This window comes from Microbacterium sp. F2 (assembly GCF_052274505.1).
GTDB lineage: Bacteria > Actinomycetota > Actinomycetes > Actinomycetales > Microbacteriaceae > Microbacterium.
Map to the genome: position 1 here is coordinate 845,223 of NZ_JBNVBV010000001.1, position 24,299 is coordinate 869,521.

Sequence of the window (24,299 nt, forward strand, 5' to 3'; positions counted from 1 at the left end):
CCCCCATGCTCCGAATCGCCGTGCCCAACAAGGGTTCGCTGGCTGAGACGTCCGCCGCCATGCTCACCGAAGCTGGATATACCGGCAGGCGTGACCCGAAAGACCTCCACGTCATCGATCCCGCGAACGAGGTCGAGTTCTTCTATCTCCGCCCGCGCGACATCGCAACGTACGTGGGCTCCGGCGCCCTGGATGTCGGCATCACCGGCCGTGACCTTCTCCTGGATGCGCGGATGCCTGCGCGCGAGATCGAATCCCTCGGATTCGCGGACTCGACATTCCGCTTCGCGGGGCCTCCCGGACGCTTTACCGACCTCGCTGACCTCGAGGGAACGCGCGTCGCCACCGCCTACCCCGGCCTCGTGGACTCGTTTCTCGACGAACGGGGGATCGCGGTCGACCTCGTCCCGTTGGACGGCGCTGTCGAGTCGGCGGTGCGGTTGGGCGTGGCGGATGCCGTCGCCGATGTCGTCTCGACGGGTACCACCCTTAAGCAGGCGGGGCTCGAGATCTTCGGCCCCGTGCTCCTGGAGTCAGAAGCCGTCCTCATCGGAGGGCCGCGGGAGGTCGAGGGGACCGAGACCCTCCTGCGGCGGCTGCGCGGAGTGATGGTTGCCCGCCGCTACGTTCTCATCGACTACGACCTGCCGGCGGACCTCGTCGACCGGGCAGTTGAGATTGCGCCCGGCATCGAATCGCCGACGATCTCGCCGCTGCGCGACCCGTCGTGGGTGGCAGTGCGCGTCATGAGCCCCCGCAAGGGCGTCAATCAGGTGATGGACGCGCTGTACGGCATCGGTGCTCGCGCCATCCTGGTGACCGAGATTCACGCGGCGAGGCTCTAGATGGCTGTCGCGACGCGCGTCATCCCGTGCCTCGACGTCGCCGCCGGGCGCGTGGTGAAGGGCGTCAACTTCCTGAATCTTCGCGACATGGGCGACCCTGTCGAGCTGGCAGCTGCGTACTTTCGCCAGGGCGCCGATGAGATCACGTTCCTCGATGTCACCGCAACTGTCGACGAGCGTGCAACGACATACGACGTGGTCCAGCGCACGGCAGAAGAAGTCTTCATCCCGCTCACCGTCGGGGGAGGGGTGCGTTCGGCAGACGATGTCGCTCGGCTGCTCGGGGTCGGCGCCGACAAGGTGGGAGTGAACTCGGCAGCGATCGCCCGGCCCGGACTCGTGGATGAGATCGCCGACCGCTTCGGAGCCCAGGTGCTCGTACTGTCCCTGGATGTGAAGCGCTCAGACGCGGTCGACTCGGGGTTCGTCGTCACCACCCACGGTGGGCAAACGGAGACGACTCTCGATGCGCTCGCGTGGGCTCGCGAGGCCATCGATCGCGGCGCAGGCGAGCTCTTGGTCAACTCGATCGATGCTGATGGCACACGGGAGGGTTTCGATCTCGAGCTCGTCTCGCTGATGCGCGAGATCTCGTCAGTACCGGTGATCGCCTCCGGCGGCGCGGGATCGGTCGAGCATTTCGCACCTGCCGTGCACGCCGGAGCAGATGCGGTGTTGGCGGCCAGCGTCTTCCACACCGGTCAGCTCACCGTCGGTGACGTGAAGTCAGCGCTGGCAGCCGAGAACGTGGAGGTGCGAGCGTGACCGATCTCGAGGAGCGCATCGCGGCAGTCGCCTTCAATGCCGACGGTCTTGCGCCGGCCATCATCCAGCAGTGGGATACCGGCGAGGTGCTCATGCTCGGCTGGATGGATGCCGAAGCGCTCCGACGCACGCTCACGACCGGGCGCGTGACCTTCTGGTCTCGCTCGCGCCAGGAGTACTGGCGTAAGGGCGACACATCCGGACACGTGCAGTATGTGCGCGGCGCCAAACTCGACTGCGATGGCGACGCGCTGCTGATCGAGGTCGAACAGATCGGTGCAGCGTGCCACACCGGCACGCGGAGCTGCTTCGACACGACCGACCTGAAGCCCGCCGTCACCCACGGGGACGCATGATCGCGCGGGCTCGGCTCATCGGCGTTGTCGCTCTGCTGATCGCGGGTGCGACGGGGCTCATCTCATCGACCCAGACCTGGCTGCTCGTGTCCTTGACTGACGGAGCCGCGGAGCCGCTCGCGGTAGCCGGCGCCTCTGCCGTGGTGCTCCTCGCGCCGCTGAGTCTGACGGCGTTGGCCCTCGGCGCCGCTCTCTCCATCGTCGGCCGGATCCTGCGTCCCGTTTTCGGTGTGATCGGAGCCGTACTCGGGATCGTACTAGCCGTCCTGACGGCGCCGATCGCCTTCAACGCACCGGTAAGCGCCGTCGCGTCCGAGGTGGCTGCCGTGACCGGCATCCGCGGCGACAGCGCGATCGCGGCGCTTGTGGCAGGGATCACTGCGACGCCTTGGCCCGCCGTCACCCTCGTCGCTGCCGTCCTCATGACGGCCGCGGGAATCTGGGTTCTCGCGACCGCGCGCCTGTGGCCCGAGGGCGGGAAAAGGTACCAGTCAGAGCGGGTCGGTCGACGTCGGAGCGGCGAACCGCTTGATGCGATTGACTCGTGGGATGACCTGTCCCGTGGCGGGGACCCCACGACCTGACCGCTAGACTGACCACAGCCCGCGCACTACCGGAGGATATCCATGAGCAACCCCATCGGCGACCCCGGCCACGGACACTCGCCGGCGGCCTGGACGGCTGTCGTCATCATGCTCGCTGCCATCGCCCTGGGCACAGTGGCGTTCTTCCTCGAGATCGTCTGGCTGGTGTGGGCGTCGGTTGTCCTCGTCGTGGTGGGGGCGCTCGTCGGCTGGATCATGGCGAAGGTCGGCTACGGCGTAGGCGGCTCCAGGTACACCGCGAAAGAGCATTGAGCATGCTCGCCGACCTCACGGCCGGCGCTCTCGAGGACGCCCGGACGCGCGAAGCCGTGCGACCGCTCGCGGATGTCGAACGCGCCGCGCTCGCCCGCCCCGCTGCACTCCCGGCGCTGGCGCACCTTGCACCCGCCGAGCGTGTGCGCATCATCGCCGAGGTGAAGCGCGCAAGCCCCTCACGCGGTGACCTCGCCGACATCCCCGACCCGGCTCACCTCGCGTCGCTCTACGAGCGCGGCGGAGCGTCTGCCATCTCGGTCCTCACGGAGCAACGTCGGTTCAAGGGGAGTCTCGCCGATCTCGAGTCAGTCCGCGCCGCAGTATCTCTGCCGGTGTTGCGGAAGGACTTCGTATCCACCGAGTACCAAGTCTTCGAAGCCCGCGCCGCGGGTGCAGACATCGTTCTACTCATTGTCGCGGCCCTCGATCAGCAGGTCCTCCTGCGCCTGTTGCATCTGATCGAACAGCTCGGCATGACGGCCCTTGTCGAGACTCACTCACTCGAGGAGCTTCATCGTGCCGCCGACATCGGTGCGCGCCTGGTCGGTGTCAACGCACGAGACCTCTCCACGTTTCACCTCGACCGAGACCTGTTCGGGCGCCTGCGCGACTCGATTCCCGCTGATGCCATCGCCGTCGCGGAGTCGGCGGTACTGGCGCCGGCCGATGTCGCGCACTACCGGGCCGCCGGCGCTGATGTCGTCCTCATCGGCGAGGCGTTGGTGACCGGCGACCCCGTCGCGACCCTCACGACGTTCCTGGAGGCAGGATCATGACCACGAGTCTGCGCGAACAGCGCGGTCCCTTCTTCGGCGATTTCGGCGGACGTTTCATGCCCGAGTCGCTTATCGCCGCGATCGACGAGCTCACTGCCGAGTACGAAGCCGCTCGCATCGATCCGTCGTTCCACGCGGAGTTCGTGCGGCTGCTGAACTCGTACGCAGGCAGACCCTCGGCGCTCACCGAGGTGCCTCGGTTTGCCGAGCACACGGGGGCCGGTCGCGTCTTTCTCAAACGCGAGGACCTGAACCACACCGGGTCCCACAAGATCAACAACGTGCTCGGACAGGCTCTGCTCACGCAGCGGCTCGGCAAGACGCGCGTCATCGCTGAGACCGGAGCCGGTCAGCACGGCGTTGCGACGGCGACGGCCGCTGCGCTGTTCGGTTTCGAGTGCACCATCTACATGGGCGAAGTCGACACGCAACGCCAAGCACTGAATGTCGCCCGTATGCGCCTGCTCGGCGCCGAGGTCATCCCGGTCACGACGGGGTCGAGGACGCTCAAGGATGCCATCAACGAGGCGTACCGCGACTGGGTCGCCAGCGTCGAGACCACCAACTACATCTTCGGAACGGCTGCCGGCCCGCACCCGTTCCCCGCGATGGTGCGTGATTTCCAGAAGGTCATCGGCGAAGAGGCGCGCGCTCAGCTCCTGGATGAGATCGGACGGCTTCCCGATGCTGTCTTCGCGTGCGTCGGAGGGGGATCGAATGCGATCGGCATGTTCGACGCCTTCCTCGACGACGAGGGGGTCGCCCTCTACGGCGTAGAGGCGGCCGGCGATGGTGTGGACACGCCCCGGCACGCGGCATCCATCGAGCGGGGCACGCCGGGCATCTTGCACGGCGCCAAGACCTACGTATTGCAGGACGAAGACGGCCAGACCGTCGAGTCGCACTCGATCTCTGCAGGCCTGGACTATCCCGGGGTCGGACCCGAACACGCCTGGCTTGCCGACATCGGTCGCGCGCACTACATCCCTGCCACCGACACCGAGGCGATGGAGGCCCTGCGCCTGCTGTCGCGCACGGAGGGCATCATCCCGGCTATCGAGTCCGCCCATGCACTGGCTGGAGCCCTGCGCATCGGACGCGAGCTCGGACCGGATGCCGTTGTTGCGATCTCACTGTCAGGTCGCGGCGATAAGGACATGGACACAGCGGCCCGGTGGTTCGAACTCTACGACGAGGGAGCGCAGCCGTGAGCGCCGTCGCCGCCGCGATCGACGCGGCCCGCAATGAAGGTCGCGGCGCTCTCATCGGGTACCTCCCCATCGGCTATCCCGACCTGGAGACCAGCATCGAGGCCGCGGTGACGTTGGCCGAAGCCGGCGTCGACATCCTCGAACTCGGCCCGCCCTACTCAGACCCCGTTATGGACGGCCCGGTCATCCAGGAAGCCACCAACGCTGCGCTGGAAGCGGGCTTTCGGATGCGCGACACCTTCACCGCGGTCCGCGAGGTCGCTTCACGAACCGACATCCCCGTGCTGGTCATGACGTACTGGAACCCTGTCGTGCAGTACGGGGTTTCCCGGTACGCCGACGACCTCCGCGCAGCCGGTGGCGCCGGGCTGATCACGCCCGACATCACCCCAGACGCGGCAGCCGACTGGCTCGCCGAGAGCGCGCGTACGGGCCTTGACCGGGTCTTTCTCGCCGCCCCGAGTTCGACCGACGCTCGACTCGAGATGATCGTGCGGGAAACCACCGGGTTCGTCTACACGGTCTCGACGATGGGTATCACGGGGGAGCGGGCCCAGTTGGATGCCGCAGCCCGTGCCCTTGTCTCGCGCCTCCGCGAGCACGGCGCCGAGCGCGCGTGCGTGGGAATCGGCGTCTCCAACGCCGACCACGTGCGGAGCGTCCTCGAGTACGCAGACGGAGCGATCGTCGGGACGGCGCTCGTGCGCGCCCTGCGCGACGGGGGCCTCGACGGACTAGCTGCTGCCGCGCGCGAACTCGTCGCCGGCACCGTCCGCGAGTGAGCGCGCCCCACTCGAACTAGACTCACGACGTCGGCCCTCCGGCCGGCGCCCCACCAACCGAGGACGATCGACATGATCACCGCTTTCCAGAACGTCCTGACGAGCATCCCCAGTCCGAGTGTCAGCTACATCGACCTCGGGCCGCTGCGCATCCATTTCTACGCGTTGTGCATCATCGCCGGAATCATCGTCGCGGTCCTGCTCACGAACTACCGCCTGACCAAGCGCGGTGCCGAGAACTGGATCGTCATCGACATCGCCCTGCTGGCGGTCCCGCTCGCGATCATCGTCGCCCGGATCTACCACGTCCTGACCCACCCCGGCTTCTACTTCGGCGAAGGTGCCGACATCTGGGCCATCTTCCGCATCTGGGAGGGCGGCATCGCCATCTACGGAGCCCTCATCGGCGGAGCGATCGGTGCGTGGCTCGGATGCCGCTGGACCGGCATCCGATTCTGGTCATTCGCCGACGCATTGGCGCCAGGTCTGATCATCGCTCAGGCCATGGGACGCCTCGGCAACTGGTTCAACCACGAGCTGTTCGGTCTTCCCACAGACCTTCCCTGGGGCCTGGAGATCGAGTCCACCAACGCGGCCTTCCCTCCGGGCCTCGCCCCCGGCACACTCTTCCACCCCACGTTCCTCTACGAGATGATCTGGAACCTCCTGGGAGCTGCCGTACTGCTGTGGGCGGGCCGTCGTTTCGCGCTGCAATGGGGCCGCCTGTTCGGTCTCTACCTCATCTGGTACAGCGCGGGGCGCATCGTCTGGGAGTCGATCCGGATCGATCCGAGCGAGATCTTCCTCGGCATCCGCGCGAACGTGTGGGCAGCGATCTTCGGCGTCATCATCGGCGCTGCGATCATGATCGTGCAGAAGCGCCGCCACCCCGGGCGGGAACCCTCACCGTACGTTCCCGGTCGCGAGCGCGCCGCGAAAGGCACTGTACAATCGCAGGACACTCCCGACTTCGTCGACGTCAGCGAACCACCGGCCCCCGAAGTCACCGCCGGCAGCGCCACAAGCACCCCTCGGCCGCAGTGATCTGATCACCGGAGCAGTACCCAGATCACCGCGTACACCACACACAGCCGGGCCGACGTCGTCCCATCTTGAGCATCAACGTGAGGACGGTAGCAATGGCATCGAGCCCCCGTCGCATCGCCACCGGCGAATCCGGCTTCCCCGCCAAGCAGGGGATGTACAACCCTGACTTCGAACGGGACGCGTGTGGCCTGGCCATGGTCGCGACCCTGCGCGGCGAGCCCGGTCACGACATCATCGATCTCGCACTGACTGCCCTGCGCAACCTCGAGCACCGGGGTGCCATCGGTTCGGATGCCGGTACTGGCGACGGCGCCGGCATCCTTACCCAGATGCCGGATGCGTTCCTGCGCGCGGTCGTCGACTTCGACCTTCCGCCGGTGGGGGAGTATGCGGCCGGCATGGTTTTCCTGCCGCTGGATCACGAAGCTCGGACCGAGCAGAAGGCCGGCATCGAGCGGATCGCTGCGAGCGAGAACCTTGAGGTCCTCGGGTGGCGCGAGGTCCCCACCGAAGATGAGCACCTCGGCAAGCTCGCGTTCGAAGCTCGCCCAGCCTTCGAGCAGTTGTTCGTCTCGCGCCCCGCCGTCGGCGACGCTCACGCTCTGTCGGGAATCGCGCTGGATCGCCGCACCTACCGCCTCCGCAAGCGCAGCCGCACCGAGCTCGGCGCGTATTTCGTCTCGCTCTCGGCGCGCACCCTGGGTTACAAGGGCATGGTGACGACGCTGCAGCTCGAGCCGTTCTACCCCGATCTGCAGGACGAGCGCTTTGCATCCGAGCTCGCCGTGGTTCACTCGCGGTACTCGACGAACACCTTCCCCTCCTGGCGACTGGCGCAGCCGCTGCGCATGCTCGCACACAACGGCGAGATCAACACCGTCAGCGGCAACCGCAACTGGATGCGCGCACGCCAGTCCCAGCTCGAGTCCGAGCTGATCGGCGATATCCGTCCGCTGCTCCCGATCTGCACCGACGGCGCCAGCGACTCGGCCTCCTTCGACGAGGTGCTCGAGTTGCTCACGCTCACCGGCCGGAGCCTGCCCCACGCCATCATGATGATGGTGCCCGAGGCCTACGAGAAGCAGGTCGGACTCGACCCTGATCTGCGCGCGTTCTACGACTATCACGCGATCCAGATGGAGCCGTGGGATGGCCCGGCTGCCCTGATCTTCACGGATGGCACGCTGGTCGGCGCGACACTGGACCGCAACGGCCTGCGTCCCGGACGGTGGACCGAGACCACCGACGGCCTCGTCGTCATCGGCAGCGAGACCGGTGTGCTCGATTTCGAGCCCGAGCGCATCAAGCGCCGCGGACGCCTGCGTCCCGGTCGCATGTTCCTCGTCGACACGGCGCAGCGCCGGATCATCGAGGATGACGAGATCAAGCGCGATCTCGCAACGATGCAGCCCTGGCAGGAGTGGCTGGATGCCGGCCGCGTGCGTCTGTCCGAGCTGCCTGAGCGTGAGCACATCGTGCATCCGATCGCGTCGATCACCCGCCGTCAGCGCACCTTCGGCTACACCGAAGAGGAAGTCCGCATCCTGTTGACCCCGATGGGGCAGAAGGGCGCGGAGCCGCTCGGCGCCATGGGTAGCGACACTCCCGTTGCGGTCCTGAGCGATCGCCCACGTTTGCTGTTCGACTACTTCACGCAGCAGTTCGCTCAGGTGACCAACCCGCCGCTCGACTCGATCCGGGAAGAGGTCGTGACCTCGCTGTCGCTCGGCATCGGTCCCGAGCGGAACCTCTTGGACTGGGGTCCGAGCCACACGCGCACCGTGACGCTGGACTTCCCGGTCATCGACAACGACGAGCTCGCGAAGATCCAGCACATCGACACCGCCGTTCCCGGACGTTCCTCGGTCACGATCCGCGGCCTGTACCGCGTCGAGGCGGGACACAAGGGGATGCAGAAGCGCATCGCCCAGATGTGCAGCGAAGTCGATCAGGCAATCGAAGACGGCGCCGAGTACATCGTTCTCAGCGATCGAGACTCCAACAAGGACCTCGCGCCGATTCCCTCGCTGCTGATGGTCGCTGCCATCCATCACCACCTGATCCGGCGCGAGACCCGAATGAAGGTTGGGCTGGTCGTCGAGGCTGGCGACGTGCGCGAAGTGCACCACGTCGCGACATTGCTCGGTTACGGGGCCTCAGCTGTGAACCCGTACCTTGCCATGGAAACCGTCGAGTACCTGGTGCGCGCCGGTTACATCACCGGTGTGACGCCTGAGAAGGCCGTCAAGAACCTCATCTATGCGCTCGGCAAGGGCGTTCTGAAGATCATGTCGAAGATGGGCATCTCGACCGTGTCCTCGTACGCGGGCGCCCAGGTGTTCGAAGCCGTCGGCCTGTCGCAGGAGTTCGTGGACGCCTACTTCACCGGTACGGAGACCAAGCTCGGCGGCGTCGGGCTCGACGTCATCGCCGCCGAGAACCGTGCCCGGCACGCCTACGCCTACCCCGAGGACGAAGCAGAACGCGCACACGAGCGCCTGTGGACCGGCGGTGAGTATCAGTGGCGCCGAGACGGCTCGCCGCACCTGTTCAACCCTGAGACGGTCTTCCGCCTGCAGCACTCGACACGCACGCGTCGGTACGACGTGTTCCGCGAGTACACGAAGCTCGTTGACGACCAAGCCAGCGAGCTGAAGACCCTGCGCGGACTCTTCCGTCTGCGCACCGGCGTGCGCCGCCCCGTGCCGATCGACGAGGTCGAGCCGGTGTCGGCGATCGTGAAGCGGTTCTCAACGGGCGCCATGAGCTATGGCTCCATCTCGAAGGAAGCCCACGAGACCCTCGCTATCGCGATGAACCGGATCGGTGGCAAGTCCAACACCGGCGAGGGCGGCGAGGATGTCGACCGTCTGCTCGATCCGGAACGTCGTAGCGCGATCAAGCAGGTTGCCTCGGGCCGATTCGGCGTGACGAGCCTGTACCTCACCGAAGCAGAAGACATCCAGATCAAGCTCGCGCAGGGCGCCAAGCCCGGTGAGGGCGGGCAGCTGCCACCGACCAAGGTCTATCCGTGGGTCGCGCGCACTCGGCACGCCACCGCGGGTGTCGGCCTTATCTCGCCGCCGCCGCACCACGACATCTACTCCATCGAGGACCTCAAGCAGCTGATCTTCGATCTCAAGCGCGCCAACCCCCACGCCCGCATCCACGTCAAGCTGGTCAGCCAGTCGGGAATCGGCGCGGTAGCAGCGGGTACGGCGAAGGCCCTGGCCGACGTCATCCTCGTCTCGGGCCACGACGGCGGGACGGGCGCGAGCCCGCTCAACTCGCTCAAGCACGCGGGAACGCCGTGGGAGTTGGGCCTCGCCGAGACCCAGCAGACCCTGATGCTCAACGGCATGCGGGACCGTGTGGTCGTACAGGTCGATGGCCAGATCAAGACCGGTCGCGACGTCATCATCGGCGCGCTGCTGGGTGCCGAGGAGTTCGGCTTCGCCACCGCTCCGCTGGTCGTCTCCGGATGCATCATGATGCGCGTCTGCCATCTCGACACCTGCCCCGTCGGTGTCGCCACGCAGAACCCCGTGCTGCGGTCGCGGTTCACCGGCAAGCCGGAGTTCGTCGAAACGTTCATGGAGTTCATCGCCCAGGAAGTGCGCGAGTACCTGGCAGAACTCGGGTTCCGCTCGCTGGACGAGGCGATCGGCCACCACGAACTGCTCGACACCAACCGCGCCATCGAACACTGGAAGGCGAGCGGTATGGACCTGACCCCCGTGCTGGAGGGTCCTGCGTTCGCCGACGACGAGCCGCGGCGCAACCTGCGTGCGCAGAACCACGAGATCGACGAGCACTTCGACGTCCCGATCATCGAGCGAGCCCAGGATGTCATCGCCCATGGCGGTCAGATCACGATCGACCTGCCGGTGCGCAACACCGCCCGCGCGGTCGGCACCTTGCTCGGGCACCACGTCACGAAGGCTCAGGGCCAGAACGGTCTGCCGGCCGGATCCATCACGATCAACCTCACCGGGTCGGCCGGGCAGTCCTTCGGTGCCTTCATGCCCGCGGGAATCACCCTGCGACTGACGGGAGACTCGAACGACTACGTCGGTAAGGGGCTCTCGGGCGGTCAGATCGTCATCCGGCCTCCCCAGAATGCAGCCTTCGACGCGTCGCAGAACGTCATCGCCGGCAACGTGATCGGTTACGGCGCCACGCAGGGAACGCTCTTCCTGCGCGGCATCGTGGGCGAGCGCTTCTTCGTGCGCAACTCCGGGGCCACCGCTGTCGTCGAAGGCGTCGGCGACCACGCGCTCGAGTACATGACCGGCGGGCTCGCCGTCATCCTCGGTCCGACGGGTAGGAACCTGGGTGCCGGTATGTCGGGTGGAACCGCGTACATCTACCGGCTCGACCCCGACCTCGTGAACCGGGATGCGCTCGCCACGGGTGAGCTCGAACTCGGACCACTGGGCTCCGGCGATGCGGAGATGCTGCGGGACCTGCTCGCGCAGCACGCTGAACAGACCGGTTCCGCGCTTGCTGCGGACTTCCTCGCACGCTTCGATGAGGAAGTCGCCAACTTCGTCCGCGTCGTTCCTCGGGACTACGCCGCCGTGCTACGCACGCGGCAGGAGGCCGTGGACGAGGGCCTTGACCCCGACGGCGACGTCGTCTGGACTCGCATCCTGGAGGTGACCGGTGGCTGATCCCAAGGGCTTTCTGAAGGTGACGGAGCGGGAACTTCCCGCCCGTCGTCCGGTGCCTGTTCGCATCATGGACTGGAAAGAGGTCTACGAACCCGGTGACAGTGCTGTGCTGCGTCGGCAGGCCGGACGCTGCATGGACTGCGGCATTCCGTTCTGCCACCAGGGGTGCCCGCTCGGGAACCTCATCCCGGAGTGGAACGACCTCACGTGGCGCGGAGAGGGTCGGGCGGCTATTGACCGCCTGCACGCGACGAACAACTTCCCGGAGTTCACGGGCCGGCTCTGTCCCGCGCCGTGCGAGAGTGCGTGCGTACTGGGGATCAACCAGCCAGCGGTGACGATCAAGCAGGTGGAGGTCTCGATCATCGATCAGGCCTTCGCGAACGGCTGGGTCGACCCCAAGCCGCCGGGGCGGTTGACCGGCAAGACCGTGGCAGTTGTCGGTTCGGGCCCCGCGGGTCTGGCGGCCGCACAGCAACTCACGCGCGCCGGTCACACCGTGGCCGTGTACGAGCGGGATGACCGCATCGGCGGTCTGCTGCGTTACGGCATCCCGGACTTCAAGATGGAAAAGCGCCACCTCGAGTCCCGGCTTCGTCAGATGCAGGACGAGGGCACGCGGTTCCGAGCCGGCGTGAACATCGGTACCGACATCACCTGGGACGCCCTGCGCGCCCGGTATGACGCGGTCGTCGTCGCGACCGGCGCAACAGTTCCGCGTGACCTCCCCATCCCGGGACGCGACCTCGCCGGGGTTCACTTCGCGATGGAGTACCTCGTCGAGTCGAACCACGCTGTCGCAGGGGATGCCGTCGCCAATCAGATCAGTGCCGAGGGCAAGCACGTCATCGTGATCGGTGGCGGCGACACCGGTGCTGACTGCATCGGAACCGCCCACCGCCAGGGCGCGCTGAGCGTCACGAACCTCGCGATCGGACGTCGCCCTCCCGAGGCACGCCCTGACGCGCAGCCCTGGCCGATGGCCCCGACCCTGTTCGAGGTGCAGTCCGCTCACGAGGAAGGCGGGGAGCGGATGTATCTGGCCTCCACCGTCGAGTTCCTGGGCAACGACGCCGGCGAAGTTCAGTACCTTCGTGTCGCCGAGACCGAGTTCGTGGATGGCCGGCGCGTCCCGAAAAGCGGCACGGAGCGCGAGATCCCGGCAGACCTCGTTCTCATCGCCATGGGCTTCACCGGCCCCGAGCGACTTCTCCTCGAGGACCAGCTCGGTACCAGATTCACCGATCGCGGCAACGTTGCCCGTGAGGACGATTACCAGACGACGCATCCGGGGGTGTTCGTTGCCGGTGACGCCGGCCGCGGTCAGTCCCTCATCGTCTGGGCGATCGCCGAAGGACGCGCGGCCGCTGCAGCGGTGGACCGGTATCTGATGGGTGACACGGAGCTTCCGTCTCCTGTTCACCCCACGGATGTCGCCATCGGCGTGGCGCACGCGTAGGCTGGGCCCGGCCCCTGCCTGTACCCGCAGGCCTTCTGCCTGCATCACGCAAACAACGGAGCACACTCGGATGAGACGCGCGAAGATCGTCGCAACCTTGGGCCCGGCAACCTCGACATACGAGATGGTTCGCGCCATCATCGATGCCGGCGTTGACGTTGCCCGCTTCAACCTTTCCCACGGCGACTACTCGGTACACGAGAACAATTTCGCCAATGTCCGCAAGGCCGCAGACGACGCACAGCGCGCCGTCGCGGTCCTCGTGGATCTGCAGGGACCCAAGATCCGTCTCGGAAAGTTCGAGAACGGACCTCACGAGCTCGCGCCCGGAGACATCTTCAAGATCACCATCGAGGACATCCTCGGCACGAAGGACATTGTCTCGACGACGTTCAAGGGTCTGCCTGCTGACGTGAAACCGGGCGACTTCCTGCTCATCGACGACGGCAAGGTTCGTGTCAAGGTCCTCGAGACAGACGGAACAGTCGTCACGACCGAAGTCATCGTCGGTGGTCCGGTGTCCAACAACAAGGGCATCAACCTTCCCGGGGTCGCGGTCAACGTTCCCGCCCTCTCCGACAAGGACGAGGCAGACCTCCGCTGGGGTCTGCGTACCGGCGCCGATCTGATCGCGCTGTCGTTCGTCAGGGATGCCAAGGACGTGCAGCGTGTTCACGTGATCATGGCCGAGGAGGGCCGTCGGGTTCCGGTCATCGCCAAGATCGAGAAGCCGCAGGCCGTCGACAACCTCGAGGAGATCATCGACGCCTTCGACGGCATCATGGTCGCCCGTGGCGACCTCGGCGTGGAGCTTCCGCTGGAAGCCGTTCCGATCGTGCAGAAGCGCGCAGTAGAGCTGTGCCGCGCGATGGCCAAGCCGGTCATCGTCGCCACGCAGATGCTCGAGTCGATGATCAACAACCCGGTGCCCACTCGCGCCGAGACCAGTGACGTCGCCAACGCCGTTCTGGATGGTGCCGACGCCGTCATGCTCTCGGGCGAGACGAGTGTGGGGGAGTACCCCGTTGTCGTCGTACAGACGATGGCCCGCATCATCGAGTCGACGGAAGAACACGGACTCGAGCGCATCGCTCCGATTCACACGAAGCCGCGCACGCAGGGCGGCATCATCACGCTCGCGGCCAATGAGGTCGCTGACTTCGTCGAGGCAAAGTTCCTGTGCGTGTTCACGGAGTCGGGGAACTCGGCTCGCCGTCTGTCGCGTCTGCGGCCGAAGATCCCCATGCTCGCTTTCGCACCCGACCCGGCGATCCGCCGTCGGATGGCAGTGACGTGGGGCATCCAGTCGACCCTTGTTGAGCACGTATCGCACACCGACCGGATGTTCCTCCAGGTCGATGACTACCTTCTCTCGAACGACCTGGCACAGGTCGGCGACAAGGTCGTCGTGATCTCGGGTTCGCCTCCCGGAATCGAGGGCACGACCAACGACATCCGCATTCACAACGTGGGCGATGCGGTTCACGGCAAGGCTCCCGCCTACCAGAACGCGGGCTGACACTCGCTTCACACGAAACGGTCGCGCTCGGCACTAAGCTGCGCGCGACCGTTTCGCATTCGGAGGTAGCCGTGCTCGGCGTCTGGGACATTTTCTTGTTCGCGCTCGTGATGTTCTACATCGCCGCGTACATCTACGTCGTCGCCCTGATCATCATCGATCTCTTTCGCGACCACACGCTCGCAGGCGGCTGGAAGGCGCTCTGGATCATCTTCCTCGTGCTCGTGCCCTTCCTGACGGCTCTGGTCTATGTGATCGCTCGAGGACGCGGGATGGCAGCTCGTGCGAGCATCCGGCGCGGCGTCGTTCCCGAGACCGACGACTACCGTCCTGCCGCTGCCGCTAACCCGACTGCCGAGATCGAGCGCGCCAAGGCCCTGCTGGATGCCGGCACCATCTCGCAGGGCGAGTTCGACGCGCTCAAGAGCAAGGCGCTCGGGAACCAGTTCTTCGGAGCCTGAGCGGCACCATCGAGACGTGATGAAGGCCGCAACCCCGACGGGTCGCGGCCTTCATCACGTGCCGGTGGTGGGAGTCGTCCCCACGGCCACTCCACGCGCCGCTCTGCAGCGCGCGGAGCCTCCGGCCGCGTGGGCCCACCCACCGTGCGCTCTTCCCAAGCCACACCATCGAGACGTGAGAAGAGCCGCAACCCTGACGGGTCGCGGCTCTTCTCACGTGCCGGTGGTGGGAGTCGAACCCACACGCCCTTTCGGGCAACCGATTTTGAGTCGGTCGCGTCTGCCATTCCGCCACACCGGCCGGGGACGTCCGCATTGACCATACCGTAGGATTCAAAGGTGACAGAGCAAGAGCAGGCAGCTACGTCCGCCGCCAACACCCCCCGCCGTGTCGTCGTAGCCGAAGATGAGTCCCTCATCCGACTCGACATCGTCGAAATCCTTCGCGACAACGGGTTCGATGTCGTCGGCGAAGCCGGAGACGGCGAGAGCGCGGTCCAGTTGGCCACGGAGCTGCGTCCTGACCTCGTCATCATGGACGTCAAGATGCCCCAGCTCGACGGCATCTCCGCTGCCGAAAAGCTCAACAAGAACAACATCGCTCCGGTCGTTCTGCTGACGGCGTTCAGCCAGAAGGAACTCGTTGAGCGCGCGAGCGAGGCCGGTGCCCTCGCGTACGTCGTGAAGCCCTTCACCCCGAACGATCTTCTTCCCGCGATCGAGATCGCCCTCGCTCGCCACGAGCAGATCCTCACCCTCGAGGCCGAGGTTGCCGACATGGTCGAGCGGTTTGAGACCCGCAAGCTCGTGGATCGGGCCAAGGGCCTGCTCAACGAGAAGATGGGCCTTTCCGAGCCTGAGGCGTTCCGGTGGATTCAGAAGGCATCGATGGACCGTCGGCTCACGATGCAAGACGTCGCCAAGGCGATCATCGAACAGCTGGCGCCGAAGAAGGCTTGAGGCCTCGGCTTCACTCGGCCAGTAGCTCCTCCCACACGTGACATCAGTTCACGCGCGAAGCTCGCTCACCCTTCAGGGCGTGTGAGCTCTTCGGGGAGCGGCACATCCTTGATGAGGTTCGTGATGCGGATGGTGGAGCATCGTCGACCCTCGTCATCGGAGACGACGATCTCGTGAACGGTCATGCTTCGACCGAGGTGTACGGGGGTGCATACCCCCGTAACCAGGCCCGAGCGCGCGGATCGCGTGTGGGTCGCGTTGATGTCGACACCGAGCGCGAGGCGCCCGGGACCTGCCCACAGATTCGCCGACATCGACCCCAGAGACTCGCCCAGCACGACGTATGCGCCGCCGTGCATGAGGCCCACGGGCTGCGTGTTTCCCTCGACGGGCATCGTCGCAACGGAACGTTCAACCGTGAACTCGAGGAACTGCATCCCCATCTTCTCGGCGAGAGTCCCCATCCCGCGCCGCGCAGCCCACTCCATGCCGTTAACGTTCGCCGGATGCTGCGTGCTCATGACCACCCTCGGGGAGAAGTGCTGTCGGAAGCCGTGGGTAGGCTGACAGAGTGACGGACTCCTCGAAGCCTACCCTCCTGGTCGTCGACGGCCACTCGCTGGCCTTTCGGGCGTTTTTCGCCCTCCCCGTCGAGAACTTCACCACCAAAGACGGGCAACACACCAACGGGATCTACGGCTTCCTGTCGATGTTCGTGAACCTGATCAAAGCAGAAAAGCCCACGCACGTCGCTGTAGCTTTCGACACGTCGCGCCAGTCGTTCCGTACCCGTGAATACGCGGAATACAAGGCGAATCGTGCCGAGACGCCGAAGGAGTTCCAGGGACAGATCCCCCTGCTGCAGGACTGCCTCCGGGCCATGAACATCACGGTGCTCCAACAAGAAGACATCGAAGCCGACGACATCCTCGCCACTCTGGCAACCCGGGGCGCGGATGCCGGCTACAACGTGCTCGTCTGCTCCGGTGACCGCGACACGATTCAGCTCGTCGACGAGCGCATCACACTGCTCTACCCGAGCGTGCAGGGAGTGTCGCAGCTCAAGCGATACGACCCTGAAGCCGTGCGGGAACGTTACGGCGTTCCCCCCGAGCAGTACCCCGACATCGCAGCTCTCGTCGGCGAGACCAGCGACAACCTCCCGGGTGTCCCCAAGGTGGGGGAGAAGACCGCGGTGAAGTGGCTCACCCAGTTCGGCACACTTGACGACCTGCTTGAGAACGCCGACCGTGTCACGGGAGTGGTGGGAAACAACCTGCGTGAGCACCTCGACGACGTCAGACGCAACCGTGCACTGAATCGGTTGTTGCGCGACGTCGAGCTCCCCGTCGGCCCCGACGAGCTGGTCGTCACCGGTATGGATGCCCAGGGTGTTCGCGACATCTTCGCGCGACTGGAGTTTCGCACCCTCCTGCCGCGCGTGTTCGAAGCTCTGGGCGGTGACGAGCCCGCGGACGCGTCACCAGCGGTGCAACTCCCCGTTGCGACAGAGGTGGACGCCGATGCTGCGGCCGCCTGGCTGGCAAGCAGCTCCGACGAGGTCGCGGTCACCGTCGTTCCCGATGCGGGCGCCCCGGGCTCGGCATCCCTGCCCGCCCGTCTCGGATTCGCGCGAGGCGACGATGTCGTCGAGACGAGCTGGACGGCGGAGTCCGAAGCGCGCCTCTCGGGCTGGTTCGCGTCTGATAGCCCGAAGGTCTTCGCTGACGCCAAGCCGCAGATCAAGATGTTGCGACGCGCGGGCGTCAGCGTCGCGGGAGTCGCGTTCGACACGGCTTTGGCCGGGTGGCTCCTTCGCCCGAGCTTTCCCGACAAGACACTCGGCGATCTCGTCGACCGCTACCTGGGAGAGAAGCTTCCCGAGGCCGATCCCACGCAGCTGATTCCCGAAACCGAGGGAGCCACTCCCGGGCAGCTGTCATGGTTCACCCAGCGGGTCGCAAATGCGCTTCGGGCGGAGCTTCCTGACGACCTAGCCGGCGTGCTCCGCGAGATCGAGCTCCCGACACTCGACGCGCTCGTCGACATGGAGCTCGACGGGGTGGCAGTCTCGCACGACACACTTGCAGGCTTCTCGGCAGAACTCGGCGCCCGCGCCGATGGGATCGCTGCCGAGGCGTTCGAGACGATCGGCCATGAAGTCAACCTCGGCTCTCCGAAGCAGCTGCAGGAAGTCCTGTTCGAAGAACTCGGCCTTCCCAAGACCCGCAAGACCAAGACCGGGTATTCGACGGATGCCGCGGTGCTGGCCGATCTCCAAGAGACCAATCCGCATCCGTTCCTCGGTCTGCTTCTCCAACATCGCGAAGCGACCAAGCTGAGGCAGATCATCGAGTCGCTGGATGCCGCGATCGGCACCGACGCGCGCATCCACACCACCTACGTGCAGACGGGAAGTCAGACGGGGCGGCTCTCGAGCACCGACCCCAACCTGCAGAACATCCCGATCCGGACCGAAGACAGCCGACGCATCCGTTCAGCGTTCGTTGTCGGTGACGGCTACGAGACACTCCTCACCGCAGACTATTCGCAGATCGAAATGCGCATCATGGCGCATCTGTCGGAGGACCCCGGGCTCATCGAGGCCTTCAACTCCGGCGAGGACCTGCACCGCTTCGTGGGCGCTCGCGTGTTCGGTGTGGATCCCGCCGATGTCACCCCGCAGATGCGCACGAAGGTCAAGGCCATGTCGTATGGCCTCGTCTACGGCCTCTCCGCTTTCGGGCTGTCGAAGCAGCTGCGTATCGAGCAGGCAGAAGCCAAACAGCTGATGATGGAGTACTTCGCGCGATTCGGCGCGGTGCGCGACTACCTGCGCGCGTCCGTCGAGAAGGCTCGCATCGACGGGTACACCGAGACGATCTTCGGTCGCCGTCGCCCGTTCCCCGACCTCACCAGCCCGAACCGCGTTCTGCGCGAGAACGCCGAACGCGCGGCGCTCAATGCCCCCATCCAGGGCAGCGCTGCCGACATCATGAAGATCGCGCTGTTCCGCATCCACCAAGACCTCCGCGACAGCGACCTGCGTTCGCGGGTGCTGCTGCAGATCCACGACGAACTCGTGGTCGAAGTCGCCCCGGGGGAGTGGGACAGGGCTGAAGAGATCGTCAGACACAGAATGGCTGACGCTGCGACGCTGTCCGTGCCGTTGGATGTCGAAGTGGGCCGCGGCGGCGATTGGAATCTCGCCGGGCACTGACCGCTCGTTCTGGTTAGGCTCGAACGCATGACTGAAGCTCCTCGATCTGCCACGCCCATCGACGCGATCGCAGATGCGTGGGTCGACACGCTCGCGGAGCGTGTCCCCACCCTCGCCACCTACATCGGTCGCTCCGAGCACAATGCACGCTACGGCGACTATTCTCCAGCGGGCGCTGACGCACTCGCCGACGAAGCCCGCACGACGCTCGCTGCGCTGCGCACCACCGAGCCCGTGGACGACATCGATCGCGTCACGAAAGCAGACCTTACCCGCGAGCTGGAACTCGACCTCGAACTCCACGACGCCCAGTGGCATCTTCGCGACCTGAACGTGATCGCCTCGCCGCCGCAGGACATCCGTGCGGTCTTCGACCTCATGCCCACCGACACAGCGGAGGACTGGTCTGTCATCGCGACGCGACTGGGAGCGGTCCCAGAGGCGGTACGCGGCTACATCGAAACCCTCCGAGCCGGAGTCTCAGCTGGGGTCGTACCCGCCAGGCGCCAGGTGCGCGAAGTCGTGACCCAGATCGGGCGCTACACGAGTGACCGCGGCTTCTTCGCGGAGTTCGCCGCCGAGGCCGCACCCAACGACGGGCAGCTTCCGGCATCCCTCGCCCGTGAGCTCGCCGACGCGGCGGGCGCTGCCCGCGTGGCGTACGAAGAGCTCGCCGATGTTCTCTCCGCCGAGGTCGGCCCTGCCGCTTCCGAGCAGGACGGAGTCGGCCGGGACCTGTACGCGCTGCACTCTCGACGCTTCCTCGGTGCGACCATCGACCTCGATGAAACCTACGAGTGGGGCATCGAAGAGCTCGCGCGCATGGTCGCCGAGCAGGAACAGATCGCCGACGAGATCCTTTCCGGCGCGAGCGTCGAGGAGGCTGTCGCGTTCCTCGAGAGAGATACCTCGCGAAAGCTTCACGGTACCGAGGCGCTGCAAACGTGGATGCAGCAGACGAGCGATCATGCCGTGGCAGAGCTCGGGAAGACGCACTTCGACATCCCCGAACCGATCCGCACGCTCGAGTGCATGATCGCGCCCACCAAGGAGGGCGGGATCTACTACACCGGCCCGACCGATGACTTCTCGCGCCCCGGGCGCATGTGGTGGTCGGTTCCGGAGGGCGTCGAGGACTTCGACACGTGGCGAGAACTGACGACCGTCTATCACGAGGGCGTTCCCGGTCACCACCTGCAGATCGCTCAGGCCGTCTACAACCGCGCACAACTCAACTCGTGGCGGCGTCTGCTGGCCGGTACGTCGGGCCACGCCGAAGGTTGGGCGCTGTATGCGGAGCGCCTCATGGAGCAGCTCGGCTACCTGGATGACCCCGCCGACCGGCTCGGCATGCTCGATGGGCAGCGGATGCGGGCGGCGCGTGTGGTGTTGGACATCGGTGTGCACCTCGACAAGCCCCGCCTGGATGGCGACGGCGTGTGGGATCACGACTACGCGCTGGCGTTCATGCGCCGCAACGTCAACATGTCAGACGAGTTCATTCAGTTCGAAGTCAACCGCTATCTCGGCTGGCCCGGGCAGGCACCGTCCTACAAGGTCGGCCAGCGGATCTGGGAGCAATTGCGCGACACGGTGGCCGAGCAGCAGGGTGAAGCGTTCGATATCAAGGCGTTCCACAAGCGCGCGCTCGATGTCGGCGGAGTCGGGCTCGACACGTTGCGCGCGGCCTTGCTGACCTGAGGAATGGAATAGCAACCGAACTCGTATGGTTCTATGCAGGTGCATGGAAAGGATGCCGTCATGATTCAGTTCGGTCTCGATACGTTCGGTGATGTCACGGTCGATGAGAGCGGAGCACCCCTCTCAGACGCACAGACGTTGCGTAATCTCGTCGACCAGGCTGTCCTCGCCGACGAGCTCGGCATCTCGTTTATCGGGGTAGGGGAGCACCACCGCCCCGACTTTGCGGTGTCGAGCCCCGAGATCGTGCTCGCGGCCATCGCTGGTCGGACCCGCGACATCCATCTCGGCACTGCCGTCACCGTTCTCTCTTCAGACGATCCGGTGCGGGTCTACGAGCGGTTCGCGACCCTGGATGCCATCTCGAACGGTCGTGCCGAGGTGGTACTGGGCCGTGGGAGCTTCATCGAGTCCTTCCCCCTGTTCGGGTACGACCTGAAGGATTACGAGGCCCTGTTCGAGGAGAAGCTCGAACTGTTCTCCCTCTTGCGCCAGGAGCGCCCGGTCACCTGGTCCGGAACCACCCGCGCCGCGCTCACTGGTGCTGACGTATACCCGAAGACCGAGGGGTCCGGCCTGACGACCTGGGTGGGCGTCGGAGGGTCACCCGAATCCGTCGTCCGGACAGCGCGGTACGGCTTCGGCCTCATGCTCGCGATCATCGGCGGACCCGCTGAGCGCTTCGCACCCTATGTTGAGCTCTTCCATCGTTCGCTGGCCTCGTTCGGGCACGATCGCAAGCCGGTCGGCGTCCACTCGCCGGGTCACATCGCCGATACCGATGAGCAGGCGTGGGAACAGGCGTATCCTGCGTTCGAAGCGATGAACAACCGTATCGGAGCCGAACGCGGGTGGCCGCCCTACAGTCGGATGCGGTTCCAGCACGACGTCGGAGCCGGGGGAGCGGTTTACTCGGGGTCACCCGACCGGGTTGCTCGCAAGATCGCCGACACCGTGTTGACGCTGGGGATCGACCGTTTCGATCTGAAGTACTCGAACGGCACGCTCGGACACGAGCAGCTGATGCGCTCGATCGAGCTCTACGGCACCAGGGTGATCCCGATGGCGCGCGAGATGATCGCGGAAGGCGCAGACCGGCAGCGCGATGAGGCACCCGTAGGCTAGGGGAGTGCAGGAGATCCGCTACGTTGCCATCGGTGATTCCTTCTCCGAAGGCGTCGGCGACGAGCTGCCTGACGGCACCGTCCGGGGGTGGGCAGACCTCACCGCTCTCGGCTGGGCCAACGCACTCGGTGCTCCGATCGCGTATGCGAACTTCGCTATCCGCGGCAAGCTTGCGTGGCCCATCGTGGAAGAGCAACTGGAGCCGGCCCTCGCTCTCCGTCCGACCCACCTCTCGTTCAACGGGGGAGGCAACGACATGCTGCGACCCCGCACGACGATCGAGAGCATCGCGGACGCCTTCAGCACCGTCCTGCGCCGGTGCGATGAGGAAGGGGTCCGTCTAGTTCTGCTCTCCGGCGCCAACCCCTCAGCCCAGCTGCCGTTCCGGTCGCTGATCCAACGCCGCGGAGACGACCTCTCGCGAGCAGTAGTGGCACGAGTCGCCGACCGTCCCGATGTTGTCCGGGCCCTCAACTGGCCGGATCGCGAGCTGTCGCATCCGTCGTTCTGGTCTGCCGACAGGCTGCACATGAACTCGCGCGGGCACCACCGGGTGGCTGCGCGCCTCCTCGGCGCCCTGGGCCACCCCGCACCAGGGGAGTGGTGGTCGATGCCCGAGCAGTCCACCGCCGACGCGGTGCGTGGTTTGGCCTACTATCGCGCGCACGTCGGCCCATGGGTTCGTCGACGACTGACAGGCACGTCGTCGGGTGATGGCCGGATGCCGAAGTTCGGGAATTGGGTGACGATCGAGCCCGCTGGAGCCTGAGCTGGTCTATCGTGGGGCACAAGGGGGTGGCGATGATGACGTTCTGGAACCGGGTGACTCGCCTCTTCGTTCGCAAGCCCGTCTCGTTCTCCGAGGCGAAAGAAGGCCGCGAAGCGCAGGAAGCTGTTGATCGAGCGCGGGCTGCCGCTCAGCATCAGTTCCAAGACAGAACCGTGCGCAACAGCGGCTGGTTCACGTGACTCCGCCCGGATGAGGCCATATGCCAGATCCGGAATCTAGTGTCAAGGCGCTCTGGGTGACCACGGTGAGCTGCGCGCCGACTGGTGCCGAGTTCAGCCCGCGACGAGCTCCGTAGGGTGTGTCAGTCGCCACCAGTCGGTCGGCGGATCGATTGACTCGGTCACGATGAGGTCAGCGCTCTCGCTGTGCGGACCGGCTGTCCAGGTGATCTGACCCACGACGTCGCCGGTCGCGAACTCGGTCGGGTTGTCCATCGCAACCTCGACCGCGATCGGCGTGTCAGACCACGTGAAGATGTCGACGTCGCGCGCGATCACAACCTCCGTGGTTCCACCCCACGGTGCCGTGACGGTGCCGATGTGGTCGCCTGCCAGTCCGACAGGGACGTCGTGGAACCCCCGGCGGATGCTGTCGAGCATGCGAAGCACATCGGCATTGGCTGACTCCCGCGTCGCGCCGCCCTGGATTGCGCCTGTGACATCCAGGTGCATGCCTGCGATGTCCAAGCCCGCTGTGAACACGAACGCGTAGGTCCCGTACCCGAGGTTGCCGGTCTTCATCCCCGTTACTCCGTCGACGCCCAGCAAGGCGTTGGTGTTCTGCAGCGATCCGGGCCCCGGGATCGTGAGCGAGGCTGTTCCGACGATCGACGCGAGGGTCGGGTTTGCGGCGGCAAGCTTTGCGATAGCGACCAGATCAGTGGGCGTGCTGACATTCGCGGAGTCGAGCCCCGTGGGTTCGACGACCGTCGTGCCGGCCAGACCATGGGCCTGGAGCCAGTCGCTGGCCGCCGCGCGGAAGCTGGACACCGAGCCGAACGCCCATCGACTGATGGCCTCGGCGTAATTGCTCGCCGAGGGGATCAGCATCGTGGCCAGCGCATCGTGCAGCGACATCCGTGTGCCCGTGGGCATTGCCGCGATCGTCGCTCCACGAACGTAGTACTGGTCGTAGAGATCGTGATCGGCTTTCGAGAACGTGATCGTCGGGCCGGGATCGGATGCGTCCGCGAGCGGGTACTTCTCAAGTACGACGAGTGCCGTGATGATCTTGCTGACGCTTGCCATGACCTGCGGATCCTGGGGACCGGACGTCTGCCAGATTCCACTCGCGCCCTCGCCGAGATACACTTCCCCGCCTGACACGCTCAGTGCTGAAGAGCCGAAAGACGGAAGCGAGATCTGAGCTGCAACGGGAGACTCGACGGTCGGCGCCTGCCACTCCAGCGTCGCGGCAGGCAGGGGAGTGTTCAGCGCCCAGGCGACGTACCCACCCGTCGCCACCATCCCGACAACCATCACGATGGCGATCACGAGACCCGTGATGCACAGCGCCCGCGAGGGACCGTTGGTGGCGACAAACGCGTCGTCGTCCGAGTCCGGGGTCATGAGGTCAGCGATCGTGACCTGTTCGTCGGCGTCCGGGGGAGGAGTGGTCATGACAGCCGACCCTTGGCGCTCACCGCGCAACCAGGCCAGGCACGATCATCTGAACCGACACGTCCCCGCATCCGACACGCCCTCCGCGTCACGCACCACACCCGATAGAACGAGGCTAACCCGGGAGCCC

Annotated in this window: 21 protein-coding genes and 1 tRNA gene; 19 read left to right on the forward strand and 3 right to left on the reverse strand. The window is 65.9% G+C overall.

The window, feature by feature from the left end:
* The first annotated feature begins 5 nt into the window (after positions 1-5).
* The 13 genes from hisG (at position 6) to ACQVDU_RS04220 (ending at position 14,754) form a co-directional block, all read left to right on the forward strand.
* On the forward strand, positions 6-845 hold the full coding sequence (gene hisG / locus ACQVDU_RS04160; protein ID WP_341579045.1) for an ATP phosphoribosyltransferase: 840 nt from the start codon (positions 6-8) through the stop codon (positions 843-845).
* The gene (hisF, locus tag ACQVDU_RS04165; protein WP_443476297.1) at positions 846-1,610 is read left to right on the forward strand and encodes an imidazole glycerol phosphate synthase subunit HisF; all 765 of its coding nucleotides are present in this window, start codon (positions 846-848) and stop codon (positions 1,608-1,610) included. It begins immediately after the preceding gene.
* Complete coding sequence (gene hisI / locus ACQVDU_RS04170) at positions 1,607-1,966, forward strand: phosphoribosyl-AMP cyclohydrolase (protein ID WP_443476298.1); 360 nt, start codon at positions 1,607-1,609, stop codon at positions 1,964-1,966. Before hisF ends, hisI begins: the two co-directional genes overlap by 4 nt.
* Positions 1,963-2,550: a Trp biosynthesis-associated membrane protein gene (locus ACQVDU_RS04175; protein WP_443476299.1), complete on the forward strand. Its 588-nt coding sequence runs from the start codon at positions 1,963-1,965 to the stop codon at positions 2,548-2,550. Before hisI ends, ACQVDU_RS04175 begins: the two co-directional genes overlap by 4 nt.
* Positions 2,551-2,592: 42 nt before the next feature.
* Positions 2,593-2,823 carry a DUF6704 family protein gene (locus ACQVDU_RS04180; RefSeq protein WP_228178708.1) on the forward strand — a complete coding sequence of 77 codons (231 nt, stop codon included), beginning with the start codon at positions 2,593-2,595 and terminating at the stop codon, positions 2,821-2,823.
* A 2-nt stretch (positions 2,824-2,825) separates the two neighbouring features.
* Entirely contained in the window at positions 2,826-3,602 is a 777-nt protein-coding gene (gene trpC, locus ACQVDU_RS04185; protein ID WP_443476300.1) for an indole-3-glycerol phosphate synthase TrpC, read from the forward strand.
* Positions 3,599-4,813, forward strand: coding sequence for a tryptophan synthase subunit beta (trpB, locus tag ACQVDU_RS04190; protein ID WP_443476301.1), 1,215 nt, complete (start codon positions 3,599-3,601; stop codon positions 4,811-4,813). The genes trpC and trpB overlap by 4 nt, the downstream gene beginning before the upstream one ends.
* A complete protein-coding gene (gene trpA / locus ACQVDU_RS04195; protein ID WP_443476302.1) occupies positions 4,810-5,595 on the forward strand; it encodes a tryptophan synthase subunit alpha in 786 nt (261 codons plus the stop codon). Before trpB ends, trpA begins: the two co-directional genes overlap by 4 nt.
* 72 nt (positions 5,596-5,667) lie before the next feature.
* Positions 5,668-6,639, forward strand: a complete 972-nt coding sequence (gene lgt, locus ACQVDU_RS04200) for a prolipoprotein diacylglyceryl transferase (protein WP_292710431.1) — start codon at positions 5,668-5,670, stop codon at positions 6,637-6,639.
* 95 nt (positions 6,640-6,734) lie between these two features.
* On the forward strand, positions 6,735-11,315 hold the full coding sequence (gene gltB, locus ACQVDU_RS04205) for a glutamate synthase large subunit (RefSeq protein WP_443476303.1): 4,581 nt from the start codon (positions 6,735-6,737) through the stop codon (positions 11,313-11,315).
* Positions 11,308-12,774, forward strand: a complete 1,467-nt coding sequence (locus ACQVDU_RS04210; RefSeq protein ID WP_292710437.1) for a glutamate synthase subunit beta — start codon at positions 11,308-11,310, stop codon at positions 12,772-12,774. The genes gltB and ACQVDU_RS04210 overlap by 8 nt, the downstream gene beginning before the upstream one ends.
* Before the next feature lie 70 nt (positions 12,775-12,844).
* Positions 12,845-14,293 (forward strand): pyruvate kinase, encoded by a 1,449-nt coding sequence (gene pyk, locus ACQVDU_RS04215; RefSeq protein WP_443476304.1) that lies wholly within the window; start codon positions 12,845-12,847, stop codon positions 14,291-14,293.
* 110 nt (positions 14,294-14,403) lie between these two features.
* Complete coding sequence (locus tag ACQVDU_RS04220) at positions 14,404-14,754, forward strand: SHOCT domain-containing protein (RefSeq protein ID WP_292710595.1); 351 nt, start codon at positions 14,404-14,406, stop codon at positions 14,752-14,754.
* A gap of 218 nt (positions 14,755-14,972) precedes the next feature.
* Here the strand turns inward: ACQVDU_RS04220 and ACQVDU_RS04225 are convergent.
* Positions 14,973-15,055 (reverse strand) — tRNA-Leu (locus tag ACQVDU_RS04225).
* Positions 15,056-15,093: 38 nt separating this feature from the next.
* Between ACQVDU_RS04225 and ACQVDU_RS04230 the strand changes: the two genes are divergently transcribed.
* A complete protein-coding gene (locus tag ACQVDU_RS04230; protein WP_300590605.1) occupies positions 15,094-15,714 on the forward strand; it encodes an ANTAR domain-containing response regulator in 621 nt (206 codons plus the stop codon).
* Positions 15,715-15,779: 65 nt separating this feature from the next.
* On the opposite strand, the gene ACQVDU_RS04235 is transcribed toward ACQVDU_RS04230, so the two are convergent.
* Positions 15,780-16,235, reverse strand: a complete 456-nt coding sequence (locus ACQVDU_RS04235; RefSeq protein WP_443476305.1) for a hotdog fold thioesterase — start codon at positions 16,233-16,235, stop codon at positions 15,780-15,782.
* A gap of 50 nt (positions 16,236-16,285) precedes the next feature.
* Between ACQVDU_RS04235 and polA the strand changes: the two genes are divergently transcribed.
* The 5 genes from polA to ACQVDU_RS04260 are packed head-to-tail and all read left to right on the forward strand — an operon-like array spanning position 16,286 to position 22,729.
* A complete protein-coding gene (gene polA, locus ACQVDU_RS04240; protein ID WP_443476306.1) occupies positions 16,286-18,934 on the forward strand; it encodes a DNA polymerase I in 2,649 nt (882 codons plus the stop codon).
* Between the two features lie 27 nt (positions 18,935-18,961).
* Entirely contained in the window at positions 18,962-20,635 is a 1,674-nt protein-coding gene (locus ACQVDU_RS04245; protein WP_443476307.1) for a DUF885 domain-containing protein, read from the forward strand.
* A 60-nt stretch (positions 20,636-20,695) separates the two neighbouring features.
* Positions 20,696-21,760: an LLM class flavin-dependent oxidoreductase gene (locus tag ACQVDU_RS04250; protein WP_443476308.1), complete on the forward strand. Its 1,065-nt coding sequence runs from the start codon at positions 20,696-20,698 to the stop codon at positions 21,758-21,760.
* 4 nt (positions 21,761-21,764) lie between these two features.
* A complete protein-coding gene (locus tag ACQVDU_RS04255) occupies positions 21,765-22,529 on the forward strand; it encodes an SGNH/GDSL hydrolase family protein (RefSeq protein WP_443476309.1) in 765 nt (254 codons plus the stop codon).
* A gap of 32 nt (positions 22,530-22,561) precedes the next feature.
* Positions 22,562-22,729: a hypothetical protein gene (locus ACQVDU_RS04260; RefSeq protein WP_292710462.1), complete on the forward strand. Its 168-nt coding sequence runs from the start codon at positions 22,562-22,564 to the stop codon at positions 22,727-22,729.
* Between the two features lie 93 nt (positions 22,730-22,822).
* Here ACQVDU_RS04260 and ACQVDU_RS04265 read toward each other — a convergent pair whose 3' ends face one another.
* Positions 22,823-24,169, reverse strand: coding sequence for a D-alanyl-D-alanine carboxypeptidase family protein (locus ACQVDU_RS04265; protein WP_443476310.1), 1,347 nt, complete (start codon positions 24,167-24,169; stop codon positions 22,823-22,825).
* Positions 24,170-24,299: the final 130 nt, after the last annotated feature.

What these genes read in the sequence shown, in the direction of transcription:
- hisG (WP_341579045.1), top strand. Translation starts at nt 6, where the DNA reads ATGCTCCGAATCGCCGTGCCCAACAAGGGTTCGCTGGCTGAGACGTCC.
- hisF (WP_443476297.1), top strand. Translation starts at nt 846, where the DNA reads ATGGCTGTCGCGACGCGCGTCATCCCGTGCCTCGACGTCGCCGCCGGG.
- ACQVDU_RS04175 (WP_443476299.1), top strand. Translation starts at nt 1,963, where the DNA reads ATGATCGCGCGGGCTCGGCTCATCGGCGTTGTCGCTCTGCTGATCGCG.
- ACQVDU_RS04180 (WP_228178708.1), top strand. Translation starts at nt 2,593, where the DNA reads ATGAGCAACCCCATCGGCGACCCCGGCCACGGACACTCGCCGGCGGCC.
- trpC (WP_443476300.1), top strand. Translation starts at nt 2,826, where the DNA reads ATGCTCGCCGACCTCACGGCCGGCGCTCTCGAGGACGCCCGGACGCGC.
- trpB (WP_443476301.1), top strand. Translation starts at nt 3,599, where the DNA reads ATGACCACGAGTCTGCGCGAACAGCGCGGTCCCTTCTTCGGCGATTTC.
- lgt (WP_292710431.1), top strand. Translation starts at nt 5,668, where the DNA reads ATGATCACCGCTTTCCAGAACGTCCTGACGAGCATCCCCAGTCCGAGT.
- gltB (WP_443476303.1), top strand. Translation starts at nt 6,735, where the DNA reads ATGGCATCGAGCCCCCGTCGCATCGCCACCGGCGAATCCGGCTTCCCC.
- pyk (WP_443476304.1), top strand. Translation starts at nt 12,845, where the DNA reads ATGAGACGCGCGAAGATCGTCGCAACCTTGGGCCCGGCAACCTCGACA.
- ACQVDU_RS04220 (WP_292710595.1), top strand. Translation starts at nt 14,404, where the DNA reads ATGTTCTACATCGCCGCGTACATCTACGTCGTCGCCCTGATCATCATC.
- ACQVDU_RS04235 (WP_443476305.1), bottom strand. Translation starts at nt 16,235, where the DNA reads ATGAGCACGCAGCATCCGGCGAACGTTAACGGCATGGAGTGGGCTGCG.
- ACQVDU_RS04245 (WP_443476307.1), top strand. Translation starts at nt 18,962, where the DNA reads ATGACTGAAGCTCCTCGATCTGCCACGCCCATCGACGCGATCGCAGAT.
- ACQVDU_RS04250 (WP_443476308.1), top strand. Translation starts at nt 20,696, where the DNA reads ATGATTCAGTTCGGTCTCGATACGTTCGGTGATGTCACGGTCGATGAG.
- ACQVDU_RS04260 (WP_292710462.1), top strand. Translation starts at nt 22,562, where the DNA reads ATGATGACGTTCTGGAACCGGGTGACTCGCCTCTTCGTTCGCAAGCCC.
- ACQVDU_RS04265 (WP_443476310.1), bottom strand. Translation starts at nt 24,169, where the DNA reads ATGACCACTCCTCCCCCGGACGCCGACGAACAGGTCACGATCGCTGAC.